Genomic DNA, 11,270 nt, shown 5'->3' on the forward strand with positions numbered 1-11,270 from the left:
CTGGGAGTATCACGGCAGCGACTTCGCCAGGGATGCAGCGCGGATGAGCGAGTCGCCGGCCATGCGCAAATGGTGGGAACTGTGCGACCCCATGCAGACGCCGCTGCCGACGCGCGCCGACGGCGAATGGTGGGCGGCCATGGGAGAGGTCTTCCATCTCGATTGACCGGAACGTTATCGGGCAGTCGCTTCCCGGATATGCCCCAACGACGTGGCGACCGGTCCGTCTTTCATGACGACCTCATCCAGTCTCCGGCCTTGACCTCCTTGACCTCTGACATTCTATTATATTAGTATTCCAAATCATTTCTTGTCTCTCGACCTCCTGTCGCGGAGAACTTTTTCAGAGTATGGGGTCATGGCGCGGTTCATCAAGCTTTCGGGGGCCGACAACATTCTTCTGGCGGTCGATCCGTTGAAGATCGGCGAAAAAGCCGGTGACGTGGCTGCCAGGGCACGCATACCGCGCGGGCACAAAATGGCCTTGCGCGACATCGGCTCGGACCAGCCGATCGTGAAATACGGCCAGACCATCGGTTTTGCGCGGGAACCAATCGTCGCCGGCGACTGGGTTCACGAGCACAATGTGTATCTGCGAAATTTCGAACGCGACTACGTCTTCGGCACGAATACCAGGCAAACCGAGATCGTTGCCGAGGCCGAGCGCGCTACTTTCATGGGTTACCGCCGGCCGAGCGGCAAGGTGGGCACGCGCAACTTCATTGCCGTCCTGACCTCGGTGAACTGCTCTGCCAGCGTCGCCCGGTTCATCACCGACGAGGTCAACCGGTCTGGCATCCTGCGCGACTATCCCAATGTCGACGGTATCATCGCACTCGTCCACGGCACTGGCTGCGGCATCGACACCAAGGGTCCCGCTTACGACCTGTTGAAAAGGACGCAATGGGGCTTTGCCACGAACCCCAATATCGGCGGCGTGCTGATGGTCGGACTCGGCTGCGAAGCGTTCCAGATCCCACGCTGGATGCAGTCGTACAACATCAAGGAGAGCACGATTTTCCGCACGATGACCATCCAGGAAACCGGCGGTACGCGAAAGACGGTCGAGGCTGGCGTGAAGGCGATCGTCGACATGCTGCCTACGGTGAACGCCGCCGAAAGGACGCCGCAACCAGCCTCCGAACTGGTGCTTGCGCTGCAATGCGGCGGATCGGACGGTTACTCCGGCATCAGCGCCAATCCGGCACTAGGTGCTGCGGTGGACCTGCTTGTCGGGCAAGGCGGTACGGCGGTGCTCTCGGAGACGCCCGAGATCTATGGCGCCGAACATCTCCTCGCCTTGCGCGCCGAGAGCCGCGCGGTGGGCGAAAAGCTGATCGAACGCATCCGCTGGTGGGAGGATTATACCGCCAGGCACGACATGGAGATGAACAACAACCCTTCGCCCGGCAACAAGCTGGGTGGGTTGACGACCATCCTGGAGAAATCGCTCGGCGCTTCCGCCAAGGGCGGCACCACCAATCTGCGGGCGGTGCTGGAATATGCCGAGCCGATCAACGAGCGCGGCCTCGTCTTCATGGATACGCCCGGCTACGACCCGGTCTCGGCCACCGGGCAGGTCGCCGGCGGCGCCAACATATTGTGCTTCACCACCGGCCGCGGTTCGGCCTTCGGCTGCAAGCCGACGCCCTCGATCAAGCTTGCCTCCAACAGCTTCATCTTCGAGCAGATGCGCGAGGACATGGATATCAATTGCGGAGACATACTGGACGGCGTCTCGCTGGCCGAGAAGGGCGAGGAGATCTTTGCCGAGATCCTGCGCGTCGCTTCCGGCGGGCGCACCAGGTCGGAAGCGCTCGGCTATGGCGACAACGAGTTCGTGCCATGGAGCCTTGGCGCGACCATGTAGCGATCGCCGGCCTGCACAGGCCGGCCTTTATCCCGGAAGTAGCTCAAACGGAAAGAACCGCTCGACATGAACAGGATCGATCTTGACGGCCAGCACGCTGTGGTCACCGGTGGCGCCCAAGGCCTCGGCTTCGCGATGGCCAGGCGTTTCGTCGCTTCCGGCGCGACGGTCAGCTTGTGGGATCTCGATGAGGCCCGCCTCGAAACCGCCAAGAAGGAACTCGGCAACGCTGCCACGACAGAGATCGTGGACGTCGCCGATTGGACGTCGGTGGACGCGGCGCGCGCCAGGACCGAAGATCTGGCCGGCAAGATTTCCATTCTGGTCAATTCCGCCGGAATTGCCGGCCCTGCCGCCCCGCTCGACGTCTACGACATCGAGACGTGGAAGAAGGTCATCGACGTCAACGTAAACGGTACGTTCTACGTCAATCGCGCCGTGGTTCCCGGAATGAAGGAGCGCAATTACGGACGGATCGTCAACATCGCTTCGGTCGCCGGCAAGGAGGGCAACCCCAACGCCTCCGCCTATTCAGCCTCGAAGGCGGCGGTCATCGGCTTGACCAAGTCGCTCGGCAAGGAACTGGCGCAGTACGACATCGCCGTGAACTGCATCTCGCCGGCCACGGCACAGACGCGCATCCTCGAACAGCTGACGCCGGAGCACATCGAATATATGCGCTCGCGCATTCCGCGCGGCCGCCTGCTGGAGGTCGACGAAGCCGCGGCGATGGTCGCCTGGCTCGTCTCCAAGGAGAACAGTTTCACGACCGCCTCCACGTTCGACCTGTCGGGTGGGCGGACGACCTATTGAAGGGCAGTTGCCGTTCAGCCAGGCAACCGACCGAGGCCAGCCGCAAAGCGCGCCACCATCGCCACGCCGGTCTCGTTGGGCCGCATCGCCGGAGCCCGGTCGTGTATCGGGATGCCTGCGCGGGCGCCGAACAGCCGCTTGCCGTAGCAGATCAGGTTCTCGATGCCCTGCATGACGAAGACCGCTGCCGGCAGCATTCTTGCGTACTCGGCCTCGGCCGTCGCTTCGTCACCGATCCGAAACGCATTGTAGGCGCGCACGGCGAGGTCGATGCCATCAGGCGCCAGGATCATGCCGCGGCAACCGATGCGGAAATTGTCGATCAGTTCAAGGCCGCCGCGTCCGTTGAAAACGGGTATCCGGCCTTCGGTGCGTTCGATCAATCCGGCAATGTCGGTGACAGGGCCTTCGCCCTTGATCAGCCTTATGTTGGGATGAAGCGTGACAAGTTCGCGGATCTCGTCCGATGACAGGCCGCGCCCGAAAAACGCCGGCGCGTTCTGGATCGCCACCGGCAGGTCGGTTGCCTCGGCGACGCGGCCGAAGAACCTGGTGTATTCCAGCGCACCATAGGATCCGACCGGCGGCGGCTGCAGGATCACCCAATCCGCTCCCACGCTTTCAGCATGGCGAAGCTGTGCCACCTGCTCAGCCACCGAAGCGCCGAAGATGGTGAAGGCAAGCGGCACTTTTCCAGCCGTATCTTCCGCCGTCCAGTCCATGATCGTCCGGCGCTCGGCCTCGGTCAGCTTGGCGACTTCCGTCGCCAGGCCGAGCGCCGCCATGCCGTGCACGCCCGTCGCCAGGCAGATCTCGACCTGCCGACGCATCGCCGCGCGGTCCAGTTGTTCGTTCGCGTCAAAGAGCGCGTAGAGAATGGCGTGAATGGCGTGGAAATCGTCAGGCCGGAAATTGGGCATGCTGGTCGGCCTCAATGGCTTTCGCGTGGAATGGCGTGGCCACGGCATCCGACGAGAAAGTCGAGATCGGCGCCGCGGTCCGCCTGCAGGACACGGTCGACATAGAGGCCCTGATAGCCGCCGCGCATCGCCGGGACGGGCGGTAGCCAGGATTCACGACGCCGCGCCAGCTCCTGTGCCGACACGTCGAGATGCAGCTTCCTTGCTTCGACGTCGAGCTCGATGAAGTCGCCGCTCCTGACCAGCGCCAGCGGGCCGCCGATGGCGGCTTCGGGTGCGGCATGCAGCACGACGGTGCCGAAGGCGGTGCCGGACATGCGGGCATCGGAGATGCGGATCATGTCGCGGACACCCTGCTTCAGCAGCTTCCGGGGCAGCGCCATGTTGCCGACCTCGGCCATCCCCGGATAGCCCTTGGGGCCGCAATTCTTCAGCACCATGATCGACGCTTCGTCGACGTCGAGCGCGGGATCGTCGACGCGCGCCTTGTAGTCGTCGATGTCCTCGAAGACGACGGCGCGGCCGCGATGCTTCATCAGGGCCGGTGACGCGGCTGACGGCTTGATGATGGCGCCGTCGGGCGCCAGATTGCCACGCAGCACCGCGATACCGCCATTGGGAGTAAGCGCCTTGTCGCGCGGGCGGATCACCTCGGGATTGTAGTTTTTAGCGTCACGGATGTTGTCGCGCACGGTCTTGCCGGTGACGGTCAGCACGTCGAGATCGAGCAGATCGCCGATCTCCTTCATGACCGCCGGAATGCCGCCTGCGTAGCAGAAGTCCTCCATCAGGAAGCGGCCTGACGGCATCAGGTCGAGGATGGTCGGTACATCGCGGCCATATCGATCCCAATCGTCCAGTGTCAGTTCGGTGCCGACGCGGCCGGCAATCGCCAGCAGATGCACGACCGCATTGGTCGAGCCGCCGATGGCACCATTGACACGGATGGCGTTGGCGAAAGCTTCTTTCTTGAGGATGGCGGACGGGCGGAGATTCTCATTGACCATCTCGACGATGCGCCGCCCCGTCATGCGGGCGATGCGGCTGCGGCGCGCGTCGACCGCCGGATAGGCAGCGTTGCCCGGCAGCGCCAGGCCGAGCGCTTCGACCATCGAGGCCATGGTCGAGGCCGTGCCCATGGTCATGCAATGACCCGGCGAGCGTGACATGGCACTCTCGGCATTAGCGAAATCCTGCTCGCTCATCACGCCGGCGCGGACATCCTCGGAGAATTTCCAGACATCGGTGCCGGAACCTATCTCGCGGCCCTGGAAACGGCCATTGAGCATCGGCCCGCCGGAAATGACGATCGACGGCAGGTCGCAGGAGGCCGCGCCCATGACCAGCGACGGGGTGGTCTTGTCGCAGCCTGCCATCAGCACGACACCGTCCATCGGATTGCCGCGGATCGCTTCCTCGACATCCATCGAGGCGAGATTGCGGAACAGCATCGCCGTCGGGCGCAGATTGGATTCGCCGCAGGAGAAGACCGGGAATTCCAGCGGCAGGCCGCCGGCTTCCAGCACGCCCGCCTTGATGTGCTCGATCAGGCCACGGAAATGCACGTGGCAAGGCGTGAATTCGGAGAAGGTGTTGCAGATGCCGATCACCGGGCGGCCGTCGAAGGCATCGTCGGGCAGGCCGTTGTTCTTCATCCAGCTGCGGTGAATGAAGGCGTCCTTGCCCTGCCCGCCGAACCAGTGCTGCGATCGTCTCTTGGTCATGGTTTTCCCGGAATTCAGGCTGGATGCTGGAGCTGGCTCAGCCCACCATCTACGACGAGCGTGGCCGCATTCATGAACGGGCACTCGTCGGAAATCATGAACACCGCAGCCAGCGCAATCTCGCGCGCCGTGGCGATGCGGCCGCCAGGATGTAGCGCCATGGTGTTGGCGCGTGCTGTGGCCGGATCGGCAAAGCTGTTCCAGTAGTCAATCGCCTTCTGGGTTTCGACATAGCCGGGCGCCAGCGCGTTCACGCGCACCCCTTGCGCCGCATATTCGAGCGCCAGCGATTTGGTCAGGCCGAGCAGCGCGTGCTTGGCGACCGGATAGGGAAAGGTGTGTGGGATGATGGTGAAGCTGTGCGTCGAGGCGATGTTGAGGATGGCGCCGCCGCCGCTCGCGATCATGCCCGGCAACACCGCCTTGCTGCAATTCCAAGCGCCCTTGACGTTGACGTCGAAGTTGCGGTTCCATTCCTCCTCGGTCGCCTCGAGCGGCGTCGAGAACACATTGATCCCGGCATTGTTGATCAGCGCGTTTATGGGGCCGATCTCGGCGGCCGCTTGGCTGACGGCAGCGGCAATTGCGGCACCGTCGCTGATGTCGGCTGCCGCATGCCCGACATGGCCGCGCGGCACGGCGAGGCCCGCGACGGTCTTGTCCAGCAGTGCGCCGTCGCGGTCGACCAGGAACAGTCTTGCGCCTTCGGCAAGGCAGGCCTCGGCGATCGCCAGCCCGATGCCTTGCGCGGCGCCGGTCAGGAAGATGCGTTTGCCGGAAAGGCGCTCAGCCATGGTTGTCGCTCCAGTCGAAGACGGTCATTGCGAATCTTGCTCTGAGAACCTCGCCGGGGGAAAGTACCTTGATCCCCATTGGGTCGGCATCGAAATGCTTCAACGCATTTGGGGTATGGCTCATCGGCTCCAGGCAGAAGAAGCTTCGGTCCGTGTCCGGCGCAAAGAGCATGTAGCGGTCGAGCTCCGCGTCCGCCTCGATGTCGATCCCCAGACAGTGCTCCGGCCAGATGATGCGCGCGATGCCGCTCCACCCTTCGAAGCCATTGTTCAGCCAACGGTCGGGCAAATGGCGCGGCGTTGAGAAATCGACATCGGCGGCAATGGCGCTCCTGGACGCTGGAAGGTGCCCGTCGCGCTCTGTCCACCAGGTTTCGGCCGGCGCAAACAAGGTCGTCCGCGGCGTGCGCGGAAAGAATGGATGGAAACCGAGGCCGAATGGCAGTGGAATGACGCCGGTATTTTCGACGGCAAGCCGGAGTTCCAGCCGCGCGCCGGCGAGCCGGAACGACTGTCGCGCATGGTAGACATAGGGCGAGTCGACGCCGCGCGGATGATCGAAGGCCAAATGGAGGCGGTCGACGCGATGCTCCTCGACCTTCCAGTTCGCCTGCCAGCCGTCACCGTGAATATAGAAAGGATCAGTCGTGTTGGGCGCCAGCGTGAAGTTTTGACCGCCGCAGGAAAACGCATTGCCCTCGACGCGATTGCCGATCGGCACCATCGGAAAGCAAGCGCAGTGCACAACGTCGAACTCGGCCTCGCCTTGGTAGGGACGCAGGAATGGCACCCCGTCGGCCGTATGGCCGTTGACGATTGCGCTGCCAGAGGGGCTGATCTCGACGCACAGCCGATTGCTTTCCAGTAGTATTCCAGCCGACATGCCCTGCCCCGAGTCAACGCCGGCCCAAAGCCGACGAGCGCAGATTGTCGAGCAGCACGGCCAGCAGCAAAATAACGCCGCGCACGATGTACTGGTAAAAGGCCGGGATGTTGAGCAGGTTCATGGCGTTCTCGGCGATGCCCATGATCAGCACGCCGACGATGACGCCCGACATGGTGGCGCGGCCGCCGGCAAGCGAGACGCCGCCGAGCACGCAGGCCGAGATGACCGAGAGTTCCAGTCCGACCGCCGCGTTGGGCTGGCCCGAGGTGATGCGCGACGCCAGCAGGATGCCGGCGATGCCGCAGACGACGCCTTGCAGCGCAAAAATCCAGATGCGCGTCCGGTCGACATTGACGCCGGCAAGGCGCGAAGCCTCCGGATTGCCGCCGATGGCCAATGTGTTCTTGCCGAAGACGGTGCGGTTGAGGACGAAGCCGAAGATGAAAAACAGGATGGCGAGCACCCAGACCGGCGTCGGAATGCCGAGCAGTTTGGACAGCGCGAGCTGGTAGAAATCCGGGCTGTTGATGCCGACGGCGCGGCCGTCGGACGCAATCAGCGCAAACCCGCGCACGATCTGCATGGTGGCCAGCGTCGTGATCAGCGCGTTGATGCGGAATTTGGCGATGACGACGCCATTGATGAAGCCGACGAAGGCGCCGCTGGCAATTGCCGCCAAGAGGCCAAGCAGGATCGAGCCGGTGTAATTCGACGCCATCACAGCGACCATGCCGGCAAAGGCGACGATGGAGCCGACCGACAGGTCGAAGTCGCGTGCGGCAAGGCAGAACATCATGGTGCAGGCGACGATACCGACGGTGACCACCGACTGCAGCAGGCCGAGCATATTGCGGTCGGTGAGGAAATTCGGCACCAGAGCCGAGACCAGCGCGAAGGCGACGACAAAGATGACGACGAGGCCCTGTTCGCCGAGCAGGATTTTTTTCAACTGGTCGGTCATGCCAAAAGTCCTCAAGATGCGATCGCGTCGGGGGTTTTCTGATCGGGGAGAGCGGCGGCCAGGATCGCCCTTTCGGCGAACTGGTCGCGGGTGAGCTCGGCGCTGACGCGGCCGCCGCACATCACCAGAATGCGATCGCAGATGCCCATCACCTCCGGCAGTTCGGACGAGACGACAACGATCGCCATGCCGTCCTGCGCAAGCTGGTAGAGCAGTTCATAGATTTCCGATTTGGCACCGACGTCGATGCCGCGCGTCGGCTCGTCGACAATGAGAACCCGCACCCCTTGTTCGGACAGCCAGCGGCCAAGAATGACCTTCTGCTGGTTGCCGCCGGAGAGGTTGATGATGTCCTGCTTGCGCGACGGCGTGCGCACCTTGAGCTTCTTGATGAAGGTTTCGGCGGTGGCGATCTCGCTGGCGCGGTTCAACACGCCGAAGCGCGTGTGATGGCGCCGCGACGAGATGTTGATGTTCTCCTCGACCGAGCGGCCCTGGATGATGCCGTCATGCTTGCGATCCTCCGAACACAGCACGATGCCGGCCCGGATCGTACCACGCGGATCGGTGGCAGGGACCAGCTTGCCATCGACGGTGATGGTGCCGCCCGAGCGCGGATCGGCGCCATAGACCAGACGCATCAGTTCCGAGCGCCCGGCGCCGATCAGGCCGAAGAAGCCGACGATCTCGCCTGCCCTCGCCTCGAAACTGGCCGGCGTCTTCAGTTTGGGGCCGCTGAGAGCGTCGACCTTCAGGCGGACATCGCCCGTTTTTCGTGCGCGAAAACCCCAGATATCCGAAATCTCGCGGCCGACCATTTCGGCGACGACCTGGTCGCGGGTGACGCCTTTCAGCGACGCATGGTGCGCCGCCAGCTTGCCGTCGCGCAGCACGGTCAGGCTGTCGCAGAGCCGGAACACTTCGTCGAGCCTGTGCGAGACGTAGATGATGACCTTGCCCTCGCCGCGCAGGCGGTCGATCAGGGCAAACAGGATTTCGCTTTCGCGCGAGGACAGCGACGAGGTCGGTTCGTCCAGCGCGATAACGCGTGCGTCGAGCATGATCGCCTTGGCGATCTCGACCATCTGGCGTTCGCCGATGGACAGCGTCTTGACCTTGCGGCGCATGTCGATGTCGATGCCGGCCGATTTCAGCTTGGCGCCGACGTCGTCCAGCATCCGGCGGCCGGCGATGATGCCGGCGTTGGCAGGGAAACGACCGAGGCTGAGATTTTCGGCAACGGTGAGTTCAGGAACCAGCTGCAGTTCCTGATGAATGACGATGACGCCATTGTCGAAGGCATCCCGGGTCGACGTATAGGCCTGAACCCTGCCGTCGATGCGGATCTCGCCCTGATCGGCATGCTGGTCGCCGGACAGTATCTTGATCAGGGTGGATTTGCCGGCGCCGTTCTCGCCCATCAGCCCATGCACGGCGCCTTTGTCGACGCCGAACGAGACGTCCGACAGCGCTTTGACGCCCGGATAGGTCTTGGTGATGTGCGAGAAGTCGAGAAAGGACACGGGCAGCGATCCTCTTGTGGAATGGCAAACAGGCGGCGGGATGAGCCGCCGCCTGTTTGTACAGGGAGGATTATTCGATGCCGAGGCCCTGGCGGACCTTCTGGTAGTCGTCGCGCTTGGCGAGTGCACCGGAAGTCAGGATCAGCTTCTCCGGCTCCTTGTTGCTGGCAACCCAGTCATACATGTTGAGCGCCGTTTCGTAGCCATGACGCTTCGGCGAGATGATCACGGTGCCGACGAAGCCGGTGGCCGTCGGCTTCTTGAACTCGTTGATCGCCGAATCCGCGCCGCCAATGCCAACGCCGATCACGCTATCAGCGGGGATGCCGACGCTTTCGGAGGCACGCACCGCACCCAGCACCGCTTCGTCGTTGAGGCCGAAAGAAACCCACTTCTTGATCTCGGCATGGGCGTTGAGCACGACGGTCGCCGCATTGAGGGCAGCTTCCGTATCGGTCTTGGCCTGAGGGGCGTCAAAAATGTTCTCGGCCTTGAAGCCGTTTGCCTTGAGCACCGAGATGGCGCCTTCGACGCGGTCGACGGCGGTCGGCAGTTGGTCATAGGAGACGCGGATGGCGCCGACCTCGTCGGCCTTCCAGCCGCGCGCCTTCATCTCGTCGACGATCGCCTGGCCGACCGCCTCGCCGATCTTGGTTGCCGAGATGCCCATATGCGGCACGTCTTCCAGCGCCTTGCCGTCGGCGCCGACCAGGCGGTCATCGACAGTCATCAGCTTGAGATTGTTGGCGGCGGCCTTGGCGACGATGCCGGGGCCGAGCTTCACGTCGGGCGTGCAGACGATGAAACCCTGCGCGCCCTGGGCGCCGAGATTGTCGATGGCCGACATCAGCTTCTCACCGTCTTCGGCGCCGATCTTGACCAGGGTAAAGCCCTTTTCCTTGGCGGCCTGATCAGCAAACTTCCATTCGTCCTGGAACCACGGCTCCTCGGGCTGTTTGACGATGAAGCCGATCTTGGTGTCCTGAGCATATGCAGCGATGGTCGTGACGGACAGCACGGCAAGCGCGCCCGCGACGAGCGCGGTCTTCAAAAGTCGCATGATTACCTCCCAGCGATAGACCGGGCGCTCAGCCCGGATGCCGGAGTCTCTAATCGCTTTTATCATACTCGTCAATTGATCTGGTATGATAATTAATGTACATGCTCTGACCAGCGATCGCTGGCGCAATTGATCCGCATCCGTTAAGGCCGGACCGGTTGTGCGAAACCAGCGGTTCGCCGCCTTGGAGGAGGGCTGAGGTGACCGGGACTTTGAAGAAACCGCAAGGCGACACAGCCACTCGCCGCCCGCGCGTTATGCCCGACGTGACCAAGGCGATTGCCTCGGACATCTTTTCCGGGCGCTATCCGGCCGGCTCCTCACTGCCGACCGAAAACGAGCTCGGCGTCGAATACAGCGTCAGCCGCACCGTCATCCGTGAGGCCCTGAAAGTGTTGGCGGCAAAAGGGCTGGTGCTGTCGCGGCCACGCGTCGGCACGATCGTCTGCAACGAGGACGACTGGAACATCATCGACCCGCAGGTGCTGGCCTGGCACGCGCCGCATGCACTGGACGACAAGCTCTTCGACGCCATTCTTGAGACTCGCCGGGCCATCGAGCCGCTGGTTGCCGAACTCGCCGCCACGCGCGCGACGCTGCAGGAAATCGCCGATCTCGAAGCCACCTGGCGCGGCATGGCCGGCGCCGGCGAGGATCTCGCCGCCTTCTCGCGCAGTGACATCGCTTTCCACCAGATCGTCTATGCCGCGAGCCATAAC

The 11,270-nt window shown here is 63.3% G+C and carries 11 protein-coding genes; 4 read left to right on the top strand and 7 right to left on the bottom strand.

Going from position 1 to position 11,270, the window contains the following annotated elements:
• The 3 genes from ENZ74_RS08960 to ENZ74_RS08970 all read left to right on the top strand — a co-directional run.
• Window positions 1-166: L-rhamnose mutarotase (locus tag ENZ74_RS08960; protein ID WP_127312735.1), on the top strand; the 166-nt coding region annotated here is incomplete at its 5' end.
• A gap of 192 nt (window positions 167-358) precedes the next feature.
• Window positions 359-1,870, top strand: coding sequence for an altronate dehydratase family protein (locus ENZ74_RS08965; protein WP_063169852.1), 1,512 nt, complete (start codon window positions 359-361; stop codon window positions 1,868-1,870).
• A 66-nt stretch (window positions 1,871-1,936) separates the two neighbouring features.
• Window positions 1,937-2,683 carry an SDR family NAD(P)-dependent oxidoreductase gene (locus tag ENZ74_RS08970; protein ID WP_013528170.1) on the top strand — a complete coding sequence of 249 codons (747 nt, stop codon included), beginning with the start codon at window positions 1,937-1,939 and terminating at the stop codon, window positions 2,681-2,683.
• Between the two features lie 14 nt (window positions 2,684-2,697).
• On the opposite strand, the gene ENZ74_RS08975 is transcribed toward ENZ74_RS08970, so the two are convergent.
• The 7 genes from ENZ74_RS08975 to ENZ74_RS09005 all read right to left on the bottom strand — a co-directional run bounded on the left by ENZ74_RS08975 (window position 2,698) and on the right by ENZ74_RS09005 (window position 10,551).
• Entirely contained in the window at window positions 2,698-3,603 is a 906-nt protein-coding gene (locus ENZ74_RS08975; protein ID WP_063169851.1) for a dihydrodipicolinate synthase family protein, read from the bottom strand.
• An 11-nt stretch (window positions 3,604-3,614) separates the two neighbouring features.
• Window positions 3,615-5,327 (bottom strand): IlvD/Edd family dehydratase, encoded by a 1,713-nt coding sequence (locus tag ENZ74_RS08980; protein WP_063169850.1) that lies wholly within the window; start codon window positions 5,325-5,327, stop codon window positions 3,615-3,617.
• Between the two features lie 14 nt (window positions 5,328-5,341).
• The gene (locus ENZ74_RS08985; RefSeq protein ID WP_063169849.1) at window positions 5,342-6,121 is read right to left on the bottom strand and encodes an SDR family oxidoreductase; all 780 of its coding nucleotides are present in this window, start codon (window positions 6,119-6,121) and stop codon (window positions 5,342-5,344) included.
• Window positions 6,114-7,004 (bottom strand): aldose 1-epimerase, encoded by an 891-nt coding sequence (locus ENZ74_RS08990; protein ID WP_063169848.1) that lies wholly within the window; start codon window positions 7,002-7,004, stop codon window positions 6,114-6,116. The genes ENZ74_RS08985 and ENZ74_RS08990 overlap by 8 nt, the downstream gene beginning before the upstream one ends.
• Before the next feature lie 13 nt (window positions 7,005-7,017).
• On the bottom strand, window positions 7,018-7,968 hold the full coding sequence (gene araH, locus ENZ74_RS08995) for an L-arabinose ABC transporter permease AraH (RefSeq protein ID WP_063169847.1): 951 nt from the start codon (window positions 7,966-7,968) through the stop codon (window positions 7,018-7,020).
• Window positions 7,969-7,979: 11 nt separating this feature from the next.
• Complete coding sequence (gene araG, locus ENZ74_RS09000) at window positions 7,980-9,491, bottom strand: L-arabinose ABC transporter ATP-binding protein AraG (RefSeq protein WP_027164219.1); 1,512 nt, start codon at window positions 9,489-9,491, stop codon at window positions 7,980-7,982.
• Between the two features lie 70 nt (window positions 9,492-9,561).
• Window positions 9,562-10,551: an arabinose ABC transporter substrate-binding protein gene (locus ENZ74_RS09005; RefSeq protein WP_024501894.1), complete on the bottom strand. Its 990-nt coding sequence runs from the start codon at window positions 10,549-10,551 to the stop codon at window positions 9,562-9,564.
• Between the two features lie 200 nt (window positions 10,552-10,751).
• On the opposite strand from ENZ74_RS09005, the gene ENZ74_RS09010 reads away from it, so the two are divergent.
• On the top strand, window positions 10,752-11,270 hold a 519-nt coding region (locus ENZ74_RS09010; RefSeq protein WP_164760975.1), incomplete at its 3' end, for a FadR/GntR family transcriptional regulator.

Origin of the sequence: Mesorhizobium sp. M7A.F.Ca.CA.002.15.2.1 (genome assembly GCF_003998715.1) — a bacterium.
Lineage (GTDB): Bacteria > Pseudomonadota > Alphaproteobacteria > Rhizobiales > Rhizobiaceae > Mesorhizobium > Mesorhizobium ciceri.